The following is an 18,647-nucleotide window of genomic DNA, read 5'->3' as shown; positions in this document are numbered from 1 at the left end:
ATCGTCAGAGCGACGCAATGGGGTGGTGTGGGTCACCCCACACCACCCCATGTCCCCTTGCGGAGGTCAGTGGCGCCGGTACGACTCCACGTAACCGCTCGCGGGCGTGCCCACGCCGGTGACGTCGTCGTAGCCCTTCACGGCGGACAGCGAGCTGTCCTTGCCCAGGCTGCGCACGGACGTGGCCAGGCCGTCGGTGGCGTCGTAGCCGTTCACGAAGTCGACGCGGGCCACGGCCAGGCCGGAGCCCGTCGGGTTGTCGGTGACGTCGTGGTAGGCCTTCGAGCCGGCCTTCGCGTAGATCGCCGGGTTGGCGAAGCCGATCGGCTTGCCGCCGCGGGCCTCCTGGGCCAGGGCCTGGACGGCCGCGATGACCGGCGCGGCGAGCGAGGTGCCGCCGATGCGGTACTCGCTGTACGCCTGTGTCTTCCCGTCGGGCATCGTCTGGGTCTGGCCGACCAGGAAGCCGGTGTTGGGGTCGGCGATCGCCGCGATGTCCGGGACGACGCGGTTGCCGTCGGCGCTGTTGGCCTTGGCCAGCGCGCCCGGCACGACGCCCTTCTGGTACGAGGGCTCGGCGACGGTCCTGCTGGTGCCGCCGCCCGCGCCGGAGGTGAACGCGCCGGGGAAGTCCGTCCAGCTCTTGCCGTCGGCCGACAGGGTCGCCTTGTCGGTGCCCCAGCCGGTCTCCCACAGGTACGTGTCGTTCTTGCCGACGGCCAGCGAGGTGCCGCCGACGGCGGTGACCCACGCCGAGTTGGCCGGGGAGCCGACCTGCTTCGTCCCGGAGCTCGCGACCTCGTCGCCGTCGTCGCCGGAGGAGAAGTAGAAGCCGATGCCCTCGACCGCGCCCAGCTGGAACACCTGGTCGTAGGCGGCAGCCAGGTCGGGCGTCTGCGCGGCCTCGACCTCGCCCCAGGAGTTGGACACGATGTCCGCCAGGTGGTGGTCGACGACCTTGCCGAGCGCGTCGAGCAGGTCGGCGTCGGTGCAGGACGCGGCGCCCACGTAGGTGACGTCCGCGGCCGGCGCGACCGCGTGCACGGCCTCGACGTCCAGGGTCTCCTCGCCGTACCAGCCGGCGGCCGAGCAGTCCTTGGTGTTCGTGTACTTCTTCGGCAGCACCTGGTGCAGCCGGCCGGTCTTCCAGGCCGCGTCGCCGTGCTTGCCGGCGTAGGTGGCCGCGTCGTAGGCGATCGTCGGGGAGGCGTACGCGTCCGTGATGGCGACCCGCACGCCCTTGCCGGTGCGCGTGCCCGCGCCGTAGGCGGCCCGCAGCTGCTTGCCCGTGTAGCCCTTCACCGCGTACGGGATCTTCGTGCCGTACGCGTCCGGCAGCGTGCTCGCCGTCTTCGAGCCGTAGTACGAGGAGAACGGCCCGGCGTTGCGGAACACGGTGTCCGGCGGCGGCAGCCGGTCGTCGTGCGTGACCATGTGCGGGGCGTTGTCCAGGCCGGTGACGGTCAGCACGGCACCGGCCAGGTCCGCCGGCACGGAGGCGGTGCTCGCCGGGGCGCGGTAGGTCTTCGCTCCCTTGGCGAAGTTGTGCAGCTGGGCGCCGAACGCCTTCTCCGCGGCGGCCACGTCACCGGTGACGGAGACGTAGTGCGCCGTGACGCCGGTGACCTTCAGTCCGGCGGCCGTCAGCCATGCCTTCACGGCCGCGACCTGGGCCTTGGTCGCGCCGAAGCGGGCCTGCGCCTGTTTCGCCGTCAGGTACCTGCCGTACGAGGCCGACGCCGGGTCGGAGACGGCCTTGGCGTACGCGGCGAGGCCGGCCGCGTCGCGGCCCCGGAGATAGACCCGGGCCGACACCCCGGCGCCGTCGGCGGCGGCACCCTTGTCGGCCTTGGCCGTGGCCCAGGCGGGCTTGGTCCCGGCGAGCAGGTCACGGAGCGGGTGGTCGGCGGCGTGCGCCGCGGGTATGCCGAGCGCCAGCGCGCCGGCGAGCATCGGCAGTGTCGCTGCCATGCTCAGCCCGGCGCGCGCCTTGGCGCGGTTGGATCTCATGGAACCCCCTGTGCGGTCCGTCGCGAGTGGATCACTCGACGGTCGCCACTCTCGCGATGAACGGTTCATGTCAGGGGAATGCGCGTCCCAAGAAGCGCCCTACGGAGGCCAAGAAGAGCCCAAGAGGCCGTAAGGGAGGGCGATTTGAGGGTGTACGTCCTACGAGCGCGGCGCCGCGCCCCGCTCCTTCAGCAGGTCCGCCATCAGCCCGATCTCCGACTGCTGCGCGTCCACCATGCCCTGCGCGAGCCGCTTCTCCACGCCGACCGCGCACTTGTCGACACAGCCCTGGGCCATGTGGATGCCGCCCTTGTGATGGTCCGTCATCAACTGGAGGTAGAAGACCTCGGCCTGCTTCCCGCTGAGCGTGCCGAGCTTCTTCAGCTCGGTGTTGGTCGCCATGCCCGGCATCAGCGCGCCGTCCTTGCCGGAGGCCATGCCGCCCATGTCCATCCAGGTCATCGGCGGCTCGGAGGACACCTTGGGCAGCCCCCACAGATCGAGCCAGCCGAGCATCATGCCGCGCTGGTTGGCCTGCGTCTGCGCGATGTCGTACGCGAGGCGCCGTACCTCCTCGTCCTTCGTGCGGTCGCGCACGATGTACGACATCTCCACGGCCTGCTGGTGGTGCACCGCCATGTCCCGCGCGAACCCGGCGTCCGCGGACTCGGCGGAGGGGGTCCGGCCGCCGCCGTCGTCCCCGGCGACGGCGTAGGTGATCGCTCCGGTCGCGACGAGCGCCGTCGCAGCGGCCCCCGCGATCAGAGCCGCCTGCCTCACTGCGACAGCCCGTTCGTGCAGGCGGCGCCCGGCTCGGGGGTCTGCTCGCCCTGGACGAACTTCTCGAAGAACGTGTCGACGTTCGGGTCGCTCGCGCCCGTCACCGTGCGCTGGTGCCCCCACGCCGACAGCATGATCGGGTCCTTCTGGTCGTCCATCGGGCTCATCAGCGTGTACGGCGTCTTCTTCACCTTCGCCGCGAGCGCGTCGACGTCGGCCTTCTTCGCGTCGGCGTTGTACGTCACCCACACCGCCCCGTGCTCCAGCGAGTGCACGGCGTTGGTGTTGTCGATCTTCTTGGTGTAGACGTCGCCGTTGCAGTTCATCCAGACCTGGTTGTGGTCGCCGCCGACCGGGGGCTCGGAGGCGTACTTCACGGCCTTGGTGACGTGGTTGCGGGACAGTTTGCCCTCCCAGGTCTTCACGCCGTCCTTGCCCGTGACGAACTTGCCCTTGGCGGAGGTGTCGGTCGCCGCCGTGTCGCTGCCGCCGTCGTCGGACTGGGACCGCACGAGCACGACACCGCCGACGACGAGACCGCAGACGATCACCACACTGGCCCCGATGGTGAGGATCCGGTTGCGGCGCTCACGGGCCTGCTCGGCGCGCCGCATCTCCTCTATCCGAGCCTTGCGTGCCGTGCTGCTCTTGTTGGCGGAGCCCATGGGGTGTCCTTCGTGGGAAAGGTGGGACAGTCGGGTGGGCTGATCTTGACGTGCTCCCTGGCTTACTGTCCAGAGTTCCGGCCTGGGGTGTCCGACCCTTCCGGTGGCTTCCTGCTTCGACGCGCTGTGCAGGCACGTATGCCCGTCTTACCGGTGCTCCACAGGCGTTTGGTGTCTCCGCCCGTCCGGCGGCGACGATACGGCGTCCTTCGAAGAGGACGTTGCGGGCTGCGTTGTGGTCGCGGTCGTGCACGGTGCCGCATCCCCTGCACGTCCACTCCCGGACGTGCAGGGGCTTGGGGCCGTCCCGGAACCCACAGGCCGAGCAGATCTGGGAAGACGGGAAGGCACGGTCGACTTTGGCGAAGGTGCGGCCGTGCAGAGCCGCCTTGTACTCCAGCATGCCGACGAATGCGGACCATCCCGCGTCGTGCACGGATTTGGCGAGCCGAGTGCGGCCGAGGCCGGACACCGCGAGGTCTTCCACGTACACCGCTTGGTTGTCGCGGATGATCTGTGTGGATGCCTTGTGGTGGAAGTCCCGGCGCCGGTTGGCCACCTTGGCGTGCTGGCGTGTGACCTTGAGGCGGGCCTAGGCCCGGTTCTTCGATCCCCTGGTCTTGCGGGACAAGTCCCGCTGAAGGCGCTTGAGTTTCTTCTCCGCCCGGCGCAGGAAACGCGGGCTGGCGATCTTCATCCCGTCGGACTGGACGGCGAAGGCGGACAGGCCCAGGTCGATACCGATTTCCGACTCCAGCTCGGGGAGGATGTCCGGCTCGGTGTCCACGACGAAGCTGAGGAAGTACCGGCCCGAGCTGTCCCTGGTCACAGTCAGGGACGTCGGGGCGGCCGGCAGCTGGCGGGACCACTTGACCTTGAGGTTGCCGACCTTGGCCACGTACACGGTGCCGTTGTCCTGGAGGGAGAAGGCGTTGGTGTTGAGGCGGATCGACTGCCGGGTGTCCTTCTTCGACTTGTAACGGGGCGGCCCCACCTTCCGGCCCTTCCGCTTGCCGCTCCGGCTGTCGAAGAAGTTCTTGTAGGCGGTGTCCAGGTCGCGCAGGGACTGTTGCAGGATCACGGCGGACACGTCGGCGAGCCAGGCGCGTTCCTCCGTGCGCTTGGCCTGGGTGATGCGCAGCTTGGAGAGATCCGCAGACTTCACGTACGGCAGCCCCGCCGTGTGCGCTTCCTTCCGATCGCGCAGGCAGTCGTTCCACACCACACGGGCACACCCGAACGCCTTCGCCAGCGCACGGCACTGCAGGGTGTCCGGGTAGGCCCGGTAGTTGTAGCGGAGCTGCATACCGATCACCGTAGGGGTGCTTCGTGGCCACTCACGGCGAAAGATCACATCCAACCGGAATTGCACACGACGTGAGCAGGTGTGTTCGAAGGCTTCGAGGTGGAGCTGAAGGAGGCCACCGGCGCGTCAGAGCAGCACAGCACCGACAGTTGCCAGTCAGTCGCGGACCTTCGAGTACCGGATTATTTGAACCTGGGATTCCGATTATCTAGGCTGCGGGTATGCGGCTGCTGCGCTCCACCGACCTGGCCCTGCGGGTCCTGATGCGGCTCGCCGTCGCCGGCGAGTCCACGCCGACGACGCGGGACGTCGCCGCCGGCATGGACGTGCCGTACACCCACCTGGCGAAGGTCGTGGCCGAGCTCCAGCACAGGGGGCTGCTGGACGCCCGGCGCGGGCGCGGCGGCGGCCTCACGCTCACCGAGCGGGGCCGCACGGCCTCGGTCGGCGCCGTGGCGCGCGCCTTCGAGGGCGACGGCGACGTCGTCGACTGCGAGGGCCCCACTCCCTGCCCCCTGAACTCCGCCTGCCGGCTGCGCGGTGCCCTGCGCCGGGCCCAGGAGGCGTTCTTCGCCTCCCTGGACCCGATCACGGTGGCGGACATCGTCGCGGAACCCACCGGGGCGCTGCTGCTGGGCATCTCGCGAGGGCCCGCGGGGCACGCCTGAGGCGTCCCCGCTACGCCTGTCCCGCCAGCCACAGGTCCGGCCCGAACACCTCGTAGTGGATGTCGGCCGGTGCCACACCCTTGCCGATCAGCTGGGCCCGTACGGCCCGCATGAAGGGCAGCGGTCCGCACAGGTACGCGCGCGTGCCCGGTTCGACCGGGACGCCGGCGAGGTCGACCAGGCCCGAGCGGGTGCCCGCCGGGGCGTCCTGCTCGTACCAGAAGTGGACGGCCGCGTCGGGCAGCTTGGCGGCGTAGGCCTCGTGGTCGGTGCGCAGGGCGTGGGTGGCCGGTGAGCGGTCGCCGTGCACGACGGTGACCGGGGCGCGGTGGCCCGTGCCGGCGAGGTGGGCCAGCATCGCGGTCATGGGGGTCACGCCGATGCCCGCCGAGGCCAGCAGCAGCGGGGTGTCGGGGTCGGCGTCCAGGACCAGGTCGCCGTAGGGCTCGGACACCTCCAGGAGGTCGCCGACGGCCACGCGCGCGTGGAGGTGGTTCGAGACCTCGCCGTCGGGGGTGCCGTCGCCGTGCACGCGCTTCACGCTGATCTGCCGCAGGTCCGGGGCGGGCGCCCCGGAGAGGCTGTACTGGCGTATCTGCCGGGCGCCGTCCGGGAGGGTGACGCGGACGGAGACGTACTGGCCCGCGAGGAAGTCCCGCACCGGCCCGCCGTCGGCGGGCCGCAGCCGGAACGTGGCGACGTCGTCGGTCTCGGCGACGCGCTCGACGACCTCCCAGGTCCGCCAGGCGTGCCCGCCGCGCTCCTCCCGCAGCCGCTTCTCGACGGCGATCAGGGCGTTCGCCATCAGCCAGTAGACCTCGTCCCAGGCGGCGGCGACCTCGGGTGTGACGGCGTCGCCGAGCACGCCGGCGATGGCGGCGAACAGGTGCTCGTGGACGATGTCGTACTGCTCGGGCGTGATGCCCAGGGAGGCGTGCTTGTGGGCGATGCGGTGCAGGATCGCGTCCGGCCGCTGCCCGGGGTGGTCCAGCAGGTGCGTCGCGAAGGCGGCGATCGATCCGGCGAGCGCCTGCCGCTGGGTGCCGGCGGCCTGGTTGCCCCGGTTGAACAGGTCGTTCAGCAGCTCGGGGTGGGCCGCGAACAGCCCGGCGTAGAAGCGCTCGGTGATCGTGCCGAGGGCCGCGCCGACAGCGGGAAGGGTGGCGCGGACGGTGGCGGCGGACTGCTCGGACAGCATCGGGACTCCTCGGGACTCGACTGCTGTGCACGGTATTTAAAGTTGCATCTGAAATGCAAATTAAGTGGGCGGGGGCGCGGAGGGAACCGGCCGTTACGGATGGCGGTGCGAGCAGGCACTATGGGCGGAAGAGCGGTTCACCGGCCGTACGTGAGGCGTTCGGTCCCGGGCCGGCCGGGCGATCATGGTGCGCAACGCGTACGAAATGCTCGTGTGGTGGGATGCTCAGGTGCCCGACCGCCTCCCGAGGTACGGAAGACAGGCGGCCTGACCAGCAAGGATGGGGAAGCGGAAGATGGACAAGCAGCAGGAGTTCGTGCTCCGGACGTTGGAGGAGCGCGACATCCGGTTCGTACGCCTGTGGTTCACGGACGTCCTGGGCTTCCTCAAGTCCGTCGCCGTGGCCCCGGCCGAGCTGGAACAGGCCTTCGACGAGGGCATCGGCTTCGACGGCTCCGCCATCGAGGGCTTCGCCCGGGTCTACGAGTCCGACATGATCGCCAAGCCGGACCCGTCGACCTTCCAGATCCTGCCCTGGCGCGCGGAGGCCCCGGGCACGGCGCGGATGTTCTGCGACATCCTCATGCCGGACGGCTCGCCGTCCTTCGCCGACCCGCGCTACGTGCTCAAGCGCTCCCTGGCCCGCGCCTCCGACCTGGGCTTCACGTTCTACACGCACCCGGAGATCGAGTTCTTCCTGCTGAAGGACCGGCCGCTGGACGGCAGCCGTCCGACGCCCGCCGACAACTCCGGCTACTTCGACCACACCCCGACCAACGTCGGCATGGACTTCCGCCGCCAGGCGATCACCATGCTGGAGTCGATGGGCATCTCCGTCGAGTTCTCCCACCACGAGGGCGCGCCGGGCCAGCAGGAGATCGACCTGCGCTACGCCGACGCGCTCTCCACGGCCGACAACGTCATGACCTTCCGCCTGGTCATGAAGCAGGTGGCGCTGGAGCAGGGCGTGCAGGCGACGTTCATGCCGAAGCCGTTCTCCGAGCACCCCGGCAGCGGCATGCACACCCACCTCTCCCTCTTCGAGGGCGACCGCAACGCCTTCTACGAGTCGGGCTCGGAGTACCAGCTCTCCAAGGTGGGCCGCTCCTTCATCGCCGGCCTGCTGCGGCACGCGGCGGAGATCTCCGCGGTCACCAACCAGTGGGTCAACTCCTACAAGCGCATCTGGGGCGGCGCGGAGCGCACGGCGGGCGCGGGCGGCGAGGCCCCCTCGTACATCTGCTGGGGCCACAACAACCGCTCGGCGCTGGTCCGCGTCCCCATGTACAAGCCCGGCAAGACGGGCTCGGCCCGTGTCGAGGTCCGCTCCCTGGACTCCGGCGCGAACCCGTACCTGTCCTACGCCGTCCTCCTCGCCGCCGGCCTGAAGGGCATCGAGGAGGGCTACGAGCTCCCGCCGGGCGCCGAGGACGACGTCTGGGCCCTCTCCGACGCGGAGCGCCGCGCGATGGGCATCGAGCCGCTGCCGCAGAACCTGGGCGAGGCCCTGACCCTGATGGAACGCAGCGACCTGGTCGCCGAGACCCTCGGCGAGCACGTCTTCGACTTCTTCCTGCGCAACAAGCGCCAGGAGTGGGAGGAGTACCGCAGCGAGGTCACGGCGTTCGAGCTGCGCAAGAACCTTCCGGCGCTGTAGGGGCGGTGCCGTCTCCGGGCGACCCGGGAGAGGGACCGGCGGTCATCGACCGCCGGTCCCTCGTCCGTTTCTACGGCTTCGCGGCCTCCCCGAGGAGCCGCCGCAGCTCCGCCACCTCCGGCTCCAGTCGCTCCACGCACGAGTCGAGGTACGCGTTGCCCGCCGCCGTGCCCTGAACGGACGACGCCAGCCGGTGATGCGTGTCGATCTCCTGGAACAGTCTGCCGATGGCGAACGGCATCTCGATCATGCTGATCCGGCCGCGCTCGCTCGTCACCGAGGTGCGGTCGCCGAACAGCAGGTCCCCGTTGTCCCGGATCACCTCGAGCACGGTCCGCAGCGACGTGTCGACGATGTCCCAGCGCGTCGGCCCGTCGCTTCCGGGCGCGGGCGCGGCGGGGAGCAGCGGAAGCAGGCGCGCGGCCAGGGTCCGTTCCCCGTCGCTGACCGGCCATTCGCCCTCCAGGCCGATCTCGGGCAAGTTGACGTAGACCATGGCGGCGAGCGTAGGGGTGTCCGGCCGGGACCCCTCCCAGGATCACCGGGACCCGTATCGTCGTCGCCTACGACCGGACCGCCCTGGATCCGGTCAGCCCCCCTGCCGCTTCAGGTCCGCCAGCACCTGGTGCAGCGGCTCCGTCGCCCGGCGGCGGTACTCCTGGATCGCCCAGCCGTTGCCGTCCGGGTCCTGGAAGTGCATGAACGTGGCGCCGTCGTCGGGGGCGTACTGGACCGGCTCCGAGACCTCGAGGCCGCGTTCGACGAGCTCCGCGTGGGCCGCCTTGATGTCGGCGACGCACAGTTGCAGGCCCTGGTAGGAGCCGGGTGCCGGGGTGGGGCCGGGGGTCATCTCCCAGATCGAGTCGCCCAGGGCGATCGAACAGCCGGAGCCGGGAGGCGTCAGCTGGACGATCCGCACCCCGGGCATGACCTCCTGGTCGATGTCCACGTGGAAGCCGACCTTGTCCCGGTAGAAGTCCCGGGCACGGTCGATGTCGGTCACGGGCAACGGGATGACTTCGAGCGTGAAGTCCATGGCGTGACTCCTTCGTCAGGCATCGGTGAACCGCCACCTCGTCTGGCTGAACGGCTCCCCCTTAGCGAAGCCGAACACGGTGCGCGGCGCCACCGAGTAGACGGCCGCGTGTCCCCCGCCGTGGCGGAAAGAGCCCTCCCGCACCTCGAAGTGCCAGAAGCTGCCGTACTTCGCCTCCCACGCGGCGGCCAGTTCGCGTAGCCGGCCCTCGTCGGTCACGCGCCTCGCCTCGCCCTCGACCACCAGGTCGTAGCCCTTGTTCCAGGTGTTCGTGCCGGTGGTCAGCACGACGTGCGGGTTCTCCGCGAGGTTCCTCGCCTTGCGCTCCTCAGGTCCCGTGCAGAAGTGCAGGGCGCCGTCCGACCAGACCGCCGGCAGCGGGGTGACATGCGGGCGGCCGTCGGGGCGCACCGTCGAGATCCAGAACAGTTCGGCCTCCCCGAGCCGCGCCTCGGCCTCCCGCCAGTCGGTCGCGGTGGCCGTCTCGTCGCTGTAGCGGCGGTCCAGACGGGTTTCCTCCGGGTGCATCGTGGTCATGAGCGTCCTCCAGGCCTGTGGCTTCACAGGTGCAGACCCCGTCCGCCCGCCGAACTCATCGGAGCTTCCCCCGGGCTCTGCGGTTAGGCTCAAAGCGGTAACACCTTGATCCGATGCACGTCCGAGACAGAGTGTGGGAGGCCCGGATGACGGCGGCGCCGGGGCGCAGGAGCAGTACCTTCACGCGGCTGCTGCGGCACGGCTTCACCGACGCCTTGGCCGCCGAGCGGCTGCTGGACACCGCCGAGCTCGCGCCGCTGCGCGAGGACCCGGTGCTGCTGGACGCGCTGGGCGCGACCGCCGACCCCGATCTCGCGCTGCTCGGGCTGGTCCGGCTGCTGGAGGCGCAGCCCGAGCCCGGCGCCCGCCGGGAGCTCCTCGACACGCTGATCTCGTCCAAGCCGCTGCGCGACCGGCTGCTCGGTGTGCTCGGCGCCTCCACCGCCCTCGCCGACCATCTCGTCCGGCACCCGGACGACTGGCAGGCGCTCGTCATGTACGAGGCGCACGACCTGCACCCCGGAGTGGAGGAGTTCGAGGCCGGTCTCGCCGAGGCCACCGACCCCGTCTCCCTGCGCGTCGCCTACCGGCGCTGCCTGCTGTCCATCGCCGCCCGGGACGTGTGCGGCACCACCGGTGTCGCCGAGTCCGCCGCCGAGCTCGCCGACCTGGCCACCGCCACCCTGCGCGCCGCCCTCGGCATCGCCGGTGCGGCCGCGCCCGAGGACGTCGCCCTGTGCCGGCTCGCGGTCATCGCGATGGGCAAGTGCGGCGGCCACGAGCTGAACTACGTCTCCGACGTCGACGTCATCTTCGTCGGGGAGGCCGTCGAGGGCGCCGACGAGACCAAGGCCGTCCGCGCCGCGACCCGGCTCGCCTCGCACATGATGCGGATCTGCTCCGAGACGACCGTCGAGGGGTCCATCTGGCCCGTGGACGCCAACCTCCGGCCCGAGGGCAGGAACGGCCCGCTGGTGCGCACCCTGTCCAGCCACCTCGCCTACTACCAGCGCTGGGCCAAGACCTGGGAGTTCCAGGCGCTGCTCAAGGCCCGGCCGGTGGCCGGCGACCTCGACCTCGGCGCGGAGTACGTCGCCGCCGTCCAGCCGCTGGTGTGGAAGGCCGCCGAGCGCGAGAACTTCGTCCCCGACGTGCAGAAGATGCGCCGCCGGGTCGTGGAGAACATCCCCGCGGCCGAGGTCGACCGCCAGCTGAAGCTGGGCCCCGGCGGCCTGAGGGACGTCGAGTTCGCCGTGCAGCTGCTCCAGCTGGTGCACGGCCGGGCCGACACCTCGCTGCGCAGCGGCACCACCCTCGACGCGCTGAAGGCCCTCGCCGCCGGCGGGTACGTCGGCCGGGTCGACGCCGCCCAGCTCGACGAGGCCTACCGCTTCCTGCGCTCCATGGAGCACCGGATCCAGCTGTTCCGGCTGCGGCGCACCCACCTCGTGCCCGAGGACGAGGCCGAGCTGCGCCGCATCGGCCGCTCCCTGGGACTGCGCACCGACCCGGTCGCCGAGCTGCTGCGCGAGTGGAAGCGCCACGCCACCGTCGTACGCCGGCTGCACGAGAAGCTGTTCTACCGGCCGCTGCTGGACGCGGTCGCCCAACTCGCCACCGGCGAGGCCCGGCTGAGCGCCGAGGCGGCCCGGGAGCGGATGGTCGCCCTCGGGTACGCCGACCCGGCCTCCGCCCTGCGTCACCTGGAGGCCCTGGCGTCCGGCGTCACCCGCAAGGCCGCCATCCAGCGCACCCTGCTGCCCGTCCTGCTGGGCTGGTTCGCCGACTCGGCCGACCCGGACGCGGGCCTGCTCAACTTCCGCAAGGTGTCCGACGCGCTCGGCAAGACGCCCTGGTACCTGCGGCTGCTGCGGGACGAGGGCGCCGCCGCGGAGAACCTCGCCCGCGTGCTGTCGGCCGGCCGGCTCGCGCCCGACCTGCTGATGCGCGCCCCGGAGGCCGTGGCGCTGCTCGGTGACGGGGACGGCGGCGGCCTCGAACCGCGCTCCCGGGCCCATCTGGAACAGGAGATACTCGCCGCGGTGAAGCGCGCCGACGGGGCCGCCCAGGCGGTCACGGCCGCCCGCGGGGTGCGCCGCCGCGAGCTGTTCCGTACGGCCGCCGCCGACATCGTCGGCTCCTACGGCACCGAGGAGCAGGCCGCCGAGGCCGACCAGGGAGCCCTGGTGGACCAGGTCGGCGGCGCGGTGTCGGACCTGACGGCCGCGACCCTGGCCGGCACGCTCCGCGCGGTGGTCCGGGACGGCTGGGGTGACGACCTGCCCACCCGGTTCGCGATCATAGGCATGGGCCGTTTCGGTGGACACGAACTGGGCTACGGCTCGGACGCGGACGTGCTGTTCGTGCACGAGCCGCGCGACGGCGTCGAGGAGCGGGAGGCCTCCCAGGCCGCCAACAAGGTCGTCTCCGAGATGCGCCGGCTGCTCCAGATCCCCAGCGCCGACCCGCCCCTCCTCATCGACGCCGACCTGCGCCCGGAGGGCAAGTCAGGCCCGCTCGTGCGCACCCTCACCTCGTACGCGGCGTACTACCGCCGGTGGGCCCTGACCTGGGAGTCGCACGCGCTGCTGCGGGCCGAGCCCGTCGCCGGGGACGAGGACCTGGGCCGCCGGTTCATCGAGCTGATCGACCCGCTGCGCTACCCGGCGGACGGGCTCGCCGACGAGGCCGTGCGCGAGATCCGGCGGCTGAAGGCCCGTATGGAGTCCGAGCGGCTGCCGCGCGGCGCCGACCCCAAGCTGCACGCCAAACTGGGCCCGGGCGGTCTGTCCGACGTGGAGTGGACGGTGCAGCTGCTGCAACTGCGGCACGGCGCGGCCGAGCCGGGCCTGCGCACCACCCGGACACGTCAGGCCCTGGCCGCCGCCCGTGCGGCCGGTCTCATCGGGGACGAGGACGCGGCGATCCTGGACGAGGCCTGGGTCCTCGCGACCCGCGTCCGCAACGCGGTCATGCTGGTCCGCGGCCGGGCGAGCGACACGTTTCCCATGGAGCCCCGCGAACTCGCCGCCGTGGGACGGTACCTGGGCTACGGCCCCGGTCACGCCGGCGACATGCTCGACGCCTACCGGCGGACGGCCCGCCGGGCCCGGAGCGTGGTGGACGAGCTGTTCTACGGAGTGTCCGAGCGTTAGGCACCGCCCAGGAGGCCCTCGCCGGTACCGGCCCGCACATCCCGCGCATGCTTCATGAACCCCGTCAGCCCCACCTCGAACGCCCGGTCCGCCCGGTCCGCCCGGCCCTCGCTCGCCGCCGACAGTGCCTCGGCCAGCCGTGGGGTGGGTGACGAGGCGGTCGGTTCCCACATCGTCTCGGGGGCCGCGAGGTCGAGGGCCGAGCCGAGGACCAGGTTCTCCAGGGCGGTGAGCAGGGGCATCACATCGGCCGGGGCGAAGCCCGCGTCGAGCAGCAGCGCCACGGCCCGCTCGTACTGCTCCAGCACGCGCGGTGCCCGCACGGGGGACGTCATCAGCAGCGGGATCGCCCTGGGGTGGGCGGCGAACGCGGCGCGATAGGAGCGGGCCCAGGCCTCCAGGGCCGTGTCCCAGGGGCGCAGATCCAGGGTCGCCGGGTCGATCGCCTCCGACACCCGCTCACGCAGCAGTTCGACGATGCCGTCCCGGCCGTCCACGTGGTGGTACACCGAGCCGGTCTGCGCGCCCAGCCGCTTGGCCACCTGGGGCACGCTGAAGTCGCCGCGCTCGTCGACGATTTCGAGCGCCGTCGTCGCGATGCGCTCGCGGTCGAGGAGCGGTGTGCGCGGCCGTCCCATGGTCGGTGGTCCCCCTGAGGTCTTCCCGGATGCCGAGGTAGAGGCTACATTGCCAAAACCGAAAGCCTTTAGATTTATCGCGGTGATCCCGCATGCCCGGACTCCCCCCACGCCCTCTCCGTCCGCCGCTCGAAGGGCTTGCCCATGTCCGTCACCACCTCAGGGGAGCGCACCCCGGCCGCCACGGCGACCCTGCGCTCCGGCTCCCTCGGCACCGCCGACATCGCCTTCTTCGTCGTCTCCGCCGCCGCCCCGCTCACCGTCATGGCCGGCGTCGCCCCCCTCGCGATCCTGCTGGGTGGCGTCGGCGCCCCCGTCGGCTATCTCCTGGCCGGTCTCACCCTCGCCGTCTTCGCCGTCGGCTTCACCACCATGAGCCGCCACGTCCGCAGCGGCGGCGCCTTCTACGCGTACATCACGCGCGGGCTCGGCCGCCCGGTCGGCATCGGCGCCGCCCTGCTCGCCCTGGTCGGCTACAACGGCATGGAGACCGGCGTCTACGGCCTGCTCGGCTCCGCCGGCCAGGACACCGCCCGCGCCCTGTTCGGCACCGACGTCCCCTGGCTGCCGATCTCACTGGCCGGCCTGCTGCTCATCGGCTACGGCGGCTACCGCTCCATCGACTTCGGCGCCAAGGTGCTCGGTGTCCTGCTCGTCGCCGAGACCGGCATCCTCGTGCTCCTCGCGGGCGGGGTCCTGATCAAGGGCGGCGCGCACGGGCTGTCCCTCGCCTCCTTCGAACCCGGCAACGTCCTCGTCCCCGGCACCGCGGCCGTCCTCGCCTTCGCCTTCGCGGCGTTCACCGGCTTCGAGTCGACCGTCATCTACCGCCGTGAGGCCCGCGACCCGCAGCGCACGGTGCCGCGCGCGACGTACGTGGCCGTCGGATTCCTCGGCGTCTTCTACGCCTTCATCGTCTGGACCGTCATCCAGGCCTTCGGCGACGCCGAGATCGCGGGAGCCGCCGGCGAGAACCCCGGCGAGCTGTTCTTCACCGCCATCACCACCTACGTGGGCGGCTGGGCGGCCGGCCTGATGCACGTCTTCATCGTCACCAGCGTCCTCGCCTCGCTGCTCGCCTTCCACAACGCCATCAACCGGTACGCCCTCGCCCTCGCCGAGGAGGGAGTGCTGCCCAGGGCGCTGGGCCGGGTCCACCCGCGGCACGGCTCCCCGTACATGGCCGGACTCGCCCAGACGGTCCTCGGCGCGGTCGTCGTGCTGGCCTTCGCGGCGGCCGGCGCCGACCCGTACGGACAGCTGCTGCTGTGGGTCAACACCCCGGGGATGATCAGCCTGTTCGTGCTCCAGCTGCTCGCCGCGATCGCCGTGCCCTGCTACTTCCGCCGGGTGCGCCACCAGGAGGGCGCGCTGCGGACGGTCGTGGCGCCCGTCGTGGCGGCCGTGCTGCTCGCGACGGCCATCGTGCTGGTGGTGAACCACCTCGACCTGTTCACCGGGGCGTCCCCGACCGTGAACACCGTCCTCGTCGTCACCGCCCCCTCCGTGTTCGCCGCGGGCCTCGCCTTCGCCTGGTGGCTGCGCCGGCAACGCCCGGACGTCTACGCCGACTTCGCCGCGGAGCCCCCCGAACAGCCACCGCTCGACCACGGACCGACCACCGTATAACCAAGACCTACAAGGGAGTTCACCGCATGCCCACCGCCGATCTGGTCCTCTCCGGCGCCAAGGTCCGCACCCTTGACCCGGACCGCCCCTACGCCACCTCCGTCGCCGTGCGCGACGGGCTGATCGCGGCGGTCGGCGACGACACGGACGTCCGCGACTGGCGCGGCCCGGGCACCGAGGTCGTCCACCTGGACGGCGCGCACCTGGTGCCCGGCCTCGTCGACGCGCACAGCCACCCCGTGTGGGGGCTGGACATGGCGACCGGCACGGACCTGTCGGGCGTGACGGACCTGGCGGGGCTGCGGGCCGCCCTCGCGGACGCGGAGCGCACCGACGGGTGGGTGACCGGCTTCGGCCTCGACCACAACGCCTTCGGGGGCCGCCCCGTCGACCGGGACCTGATCGAGGACGTCCTGCCCGGCACACCCGCCTTGCTGCGCCTCTACGACGGCCACTCCGCCCTCGCGACCGGCCCGGCCCTCAGCGCGGCCGGTGTGCACGGCCCCCGGGACTTCGCGCAGCGCTCGGAGGTCGTCTGCGACGACTCGGGCCGGCCCACCGGGCACCTCGTCGAGCACGCCGCGATGGACCTGGTGGCCGCGATCGCACCGCGCCCGTCCCGCGCCGCACGCCGGGCACGCCTGGTGGAGCTGCTGTCCGCCATGGCCGCGACCGGGCTGACCGGGGCGCACGTCATGGACACCGGCGACCCGGAGCTGATCGACTCCGTGGCCGTGGAGACGGTGCTGCCGGTGCGGCTGCGGTTCGCGCCCTGGTGCATGCCGGGCGCGGACCGGGCCGCCCTGGACGAGCTGGTCGCCGTCCAGGGCCGGGGCGGCCGGCACTGGCTCACCGGCGGGGTCAAGTTCTTCATGGACGGCACGGTCGAGGGCGGCACGGCCTGGCTGGAGCACGCCGACTGCCACGGCCAGGGCACGGACGCGTTCTGGCCCGACCCTCAGGCGTACGCCGCCGCCGTACGGCACCTGCACGCGGCCGGGGTGCGCACGGCCACGCACGCCATCGGGGACGCGGCGGTAGGGCACGTCCTGGACGTGGTGGAGGGGCTCGGCCCGGGCGGCCACGGCGCACACCGCATCGAGCACATCGAGACCGTGCCGGACGAACTGCTGCCGCGGTTCGCACAGCTCGGCGTGGCGGCATCGATGCAGCCGCCGCACACCGCGTACACCCGGGCCGACGGCACCGACGAGTGGTCCCGGCGGCTGGGCACCGCACGGGCGGGCCGCGCCTGGCGGCTGCGGGACCTGCGGGACGCGGGCGCGGTGGTGGCCCTCGGCTCGGACTGGCCGATCGCCCACTACGACGCCCGCGCCGTGCTCGCCACGGCCCGCACACCGAAGGGCGCGGCGTCGGCACGCACCGGCCTGACCGGCCTGGAGGCCCTGGAAGGCTGCACCACCCACGCGGCACGGGCAGCGGGCGAGTCCGCCACCACCGGCCGCATCACCCCCGGCCTCCGAGCCGACCTGACGGCCCTGGACCTGGACCCGGTGACCGCCCCGGCGGACGAACTGCCGGAGGCGCCGGTACGCCTGACGGTGACCGGCGGGCACGTGGTGCACCGGGGGAAGTGAGCCCCGGGCGGCTTTGCCGGCGCACCACGGTCGGCCGCTCGTCGGCGTTGGCCGGTTCGCCACCGCGCGAAGCGCCGGGCGGACGTGCGGTGACGCCTTCGTGTCGTTCGCGTCCGTGGTGGCCGGGCCGGTTGGTACTGCCGTGGCCGGAGGGGCGGATCGGCCCCGCCGGGGCGGTGCGGTCGGCTGCCTGTGGGCGGTGGCCGTCCGGTCGGCGCGGGGGTCGCCGCCGGTGCGGTCGTGGCCGGCCTGGAGTGCCTTCGGGCCCTTCGCTTGCGTGGTGGCCGGGCCGGTTGGATACCGCCGCGACCGTAAGGGGCCAGGCCGGGCCCGGTCGGCTTTGCCCGAGCGGCCGGCTCGGCTGCCCGCCGCCGTACGGGCCTGTGCGGACCGGCGTCTCGCCGGTGCCGGCCGGGGATGTCGGACGGGCAGGCGCGGCTTTGCCCGAGTGGCCCGGTCGGCCGACCGCCGCGCGGGCCGCCGCTTGCCGACGGGGCGGGCCAGGGGGCCTTCGGGGGTGGCCGGGTCGGCACCGCTCGGCCGGGGAGGTCGGACCGGCACGCGCGGGCTCGCCCGAGCGGGCCCGGTCGGCCGCTCGTCGGCGTTGGCCGGTTCGCCACCGCGCGAAACGCCGGGCGGGAGTGCGGTGGCGCCTTCGGGCCGGCGCGTCCGTGGTGGCCGGTCGCCCGTCGGCCGTTCCGCCACGCCGTGCCGGCTCATTGCGGGCCGGCGTGGCGGCCGGGCGGGCGGCGGCTCACCGGGGCCGGGCCGTGTGTGATGGCCCGGCCGGTTGGCGCCGCCGGGGCCGACGGTGGTCAGGGCTCGGGGGAGGGCGCGGGGGTTCTCCGTGACCTGTCGGTGCCCCGGCTCGGTACGTGCCTCGGCAGGGTGTACGGGTGCCTCCCGTACCAGACCCCCGCCACCGCGAACCCGAAGGCCAGGCAGAGCAGGCCACCGACGGCATCCAGCCAGAAGTGGTTCGCCGTGGCGACGATGACCACCAGCGTCAGCGCCGGGTACAGCAGGCCCAGCACCCGCACCCAGGGCACCGTCGCCAGGGCGAAGATCGTCAGGCCGCACCACACGGACCAGCCGATGTGCATCGAAGGCATCGCGGCGTACTGGTTGGACATGTGTTTGAGGTCGCCGGACGCCATCGATCCCCAGGTCTGGTGGACCATGACGGTGTCGATGAAATCGCCACCGTTCATCAGCCGCGGGGGCGCCAGCGGATACAGGTAGTAACCGAGCAGGGCGACGGCCGTCGTCGCGAACAGCACCAGGCGGGTCGCCGCGTACCGGCCGGGATGGCGACGGTACAGCCACACGAGCACACCCAGCGTCACCACGAAGTGCAGCGTCGCGTAGTAGTAGTTCATGCCGATGATCAGCCAAGTCACCGAGTTCAGCGCCCGGTTCACCGACTCCTCGACGGCGATGCCCAGGGCGTGCTCGGTCTGCCAGATCCAGTCGGCGTTGCGCAGCGCCTCGGTCCGCTGCTCGGGCACGGCGTTGCGGACGAGCGAGTACGTCCAGTAACTCACCGCGATCAGCAGGATCTCGAACCAGAACCGGGGCCGGCGGGGGGTGCGCAGCCGGGGCAGGAGACCCTGTCCCGGATCGGCCGCAACCGGGTCCGGAACGGCCGCTTTCCGGCCGTCCAGCGTCGTCACGGTCGAGTCACCCATAGGCACAAAGTTTGCCAGAAAAGCCCTGTTCCCCCGATCATCCCCCGCTCTTGTGAGGCCCGCATGTTCTGCGGCGGGATCC

Annotated in this window: 14 protein-coding genes and 1 pseudogene; 5 read left to right on the top strand and 10 right to left on the bottom strand. The window is 72.1% G+C overall.

Annotated elements, in window-relative coordinates:
* Positions 1-66: 66 nt before the first annotated feature.
* The 4 genes and pseudogenes from ACFZDA_RS04610 to ACFZDA_RS04595 all read right to left on the bottom strand — a co-directional run.
* A complete protein-coding gene (locus ACFZDA_RS04610; protein ID WP_391074853.1) occupies positions 67-2,010 on the bottom strand; it encodes a protease pro-enzyme activation domain-containing protein in 1,944 nt (647 codons plus the stop codon).
* Between the two features lie 159 nt (positions 2,011-2,169).
* Positions 2,170-2,790: a DUF305 domain-containing protein gene (locus ACFZDA_RS04605; protein ID WP_391074850.1), complete on the bottom strand. Its 621-nt coding sequence runs from the start codon at positions 2,788-2,790 to the stop codon at positions 2,170-2,172.
* Positions 2,787-3,455 (bottom strand): DUF3105 domain-containing protein, encoded by a 669-nt coding sequence (locus tag ACFZDA_RS04600; RefSeq protein ID WP_391074847.1) that lies wholly within the window; start codon positions 3,453-3,455, stop codon positions 2,787-2,789. Before ACFZDA_RS04600 ends, ACFZDA_RS04605 begins: the two co-directional genes overlap by 4 nt.
* 76 nt (positions 3,456-3,531) lie before the next feature.
* A pseudogene (locus tag ACFZDA_RS04595) lies at positions 3,532-4,761 on the bottom strand (RNA-guided endonuclease InsQ/TnpB family protein); the annotation flags it as partial.
* 221 nt (positions 4,762-4,982) lie between these two features.
* Here ACFZDA_RS04595 and ACFZDA_RS04590 point away from each other — a divergent pair.
* Entirely contained in the window at positions 4,983-5,429 is a 447-nt protein-coding gene (locus ACFZDA_RS04590) for an Rrf2 family transcriptional regulator (protein ID WP_391074845.1), read from the top strand.
* Between the two features lie 10 nt (positions 5,430-5,439).
* Here ACFZDA_RS04590 and ACFZDA_RS04585 read toward each other — a convergent pair whose 3' ends face one another.
* Positions 5,440-6,627, bottom strand: coding sequence for a globin domain-containing protein (locus ACFZDA_RS04585; RefSeq protein ID WP_391074842.1), 1,188 nt, complete (start codon positions 6,625-6,627; stop codon positions 5,440-5,442).
* A gap of 295 nt (positions 6,628-6,922) precedes the next feature.
* Here ACFZDA_RS04585 and glnA point away from each other — a divergent pair, with 295 nt between their 5' ends.
* On the top strand, positions 6,923-8,284 hold the full coding sequence (gene glnA / locus ACFZDA_RS04580; protein WP_030249586.1) for a type I glutamate--ammonia ligase: 1,362 nt from the start codon (positions 6,923-6,925) through the stop codon (positions 8,282-8,284).
* A gap of 70 nt (positions 8,285-8,354) precedes the next feature.
* Here glnA and ACFZDA_RS04575 read toward each other — a convergent pair whose 3' ends face one another.
* The 3 genes from ACFZDA_RS04575 to ACFZDA_RS04565 all read right to left on the bottom strand — a co-directional run bounded on the left by ACFZDA_RS04575 (position 8,355) and on the right by ACFZDA_RS04565 (position 9,857).
* The gene (locus ACFZDA_RS04575) at positions 8,355-8,780 is read right to left on the bottom strand and encodes a hypothetical protein (protein ID WP_391074839.1); all 426 of its coding nucleotides are present in this window, start codon (positions 8,778-8,780) and stop codon (positions 8,355-8,357) included.
* 93 nt (positions 8,781-8,873) lie between these two features.
* On the bottom strand, positions 8,874-9,320 hold the full coding sequence (locus ACFZDA_RS04570) for a VOC family protein (protein ID WP_391074837.1): 447 nt from the start codon (positions 9,318-9,320) through the stop codon (positions 8,874-8,876).
* A gap of 15 nt (positions 9,321-9,335) precedes the next feature.
* On the bottom strand, positions 9,336-9,857 hold the full coding sequence (locus tag ACFZDA_RS04565) for a pyridoxamine 5'-phosphate oxidase family protein (protein WP_391074835.1): 522 nt from the start codon (positions 9,855-9,857) through the stop codon (positions 9,336-9,338).
* 146 nt (positions 9,858-10,003) lie between these two features.
* Here ACFZDA_RS04565 and ACFZDA_RS04560 point away from each other — a divergent pair, with 146 nt between their 5' ends.
* On the top strand, positions 10,004-13,012 hold the full coding sequence (locus ACFZDA_RS04560) for a bifunctional [glutamine synthetase] adenylyltransferase/[glutamine synthetase]-adenylyl-L-tyrosine phosphorylase (RefSeq protein WP_391076732.1): 3,009 nt from the start codon (positions 10,004-10,006) through the stop codon (positions 13,010-13,012).
* Here ACFZDA_RS04560 and ACFZDA_RS04555 read toward each other — a convergent pair.
* Positions 13,009-13,650, bottom strand: a complete 642-nt coding sequence (locus ACFZDA_RS04555) for a TetR/AcrR family transcriptional regulator C-terminal domain-containing protein (RefSeq protein WP_391074832.1) — start codon at positions 13,648-13,650, stop codon at positions 13,009-13,011. The genes ACFZDA_RS04560 and ACFZDA_RS04555 overlap by 4 nt on opposite strands.
* 144 nt (positions 13,651-13,794) lie before the next feature.
* Here ACFZDA_RS04555 and ACFZDA_RS04550 point away from each other — a divergent pair, with 144 nt between their 5' ends.
* Positions 13,795-15,279 (top strand): amino acid permease, encoded by a 1,485-nt coding sequence (locus tag ACFZDA_RS04550; RefSeq protein ID WP_391074829.1) that lies wholly within the window; start codon positions 13,795-13,797, stop codon positions 15,277-15,279.
* Between the two features lie 26 nt (positions 15,280-15,305).
* Entirely contained in the window at positions 15,306-16,877 is a 1,572-nt protein-coding gene (locus ACFZDA_RS04545) for an amidohydrolase family protein (protein ID WP_391074826.1), read from the top strand.
* An 815-nt stretch (positions 16,878-17,692) separates the two neighbouring features.
* On the opposite strand, the gene ACFZDA_RS04540 is transcribed toward ACFZDA_RS04545, so the two are convergent.
* Positions 17,693-18,565: a phosphatase PAP2 family protein gene (locus ACFZDA_RS04540; protein ID WP_391074823.1), complete on the bottom strand. Its 873-nt coding sequence runs from the start codon at positions 18,563-18,565 to the stop codon at positions 17,693-17,695.
* Positions 18,566-18,647: the final 82 nt, after the last annotated feature.

It is taken from the genome of Streptomyces sp. NPDC007991 (genome assembly GCF_042958445.1).
GTDB lineage: Bacteria > Actinomycetota > Actinomycetes > Streptomycetales > Streptomycetaceae > Streptomyces.
This window is presented reverse-complemented; position numbering and strand designations above follow the sequence as displayed.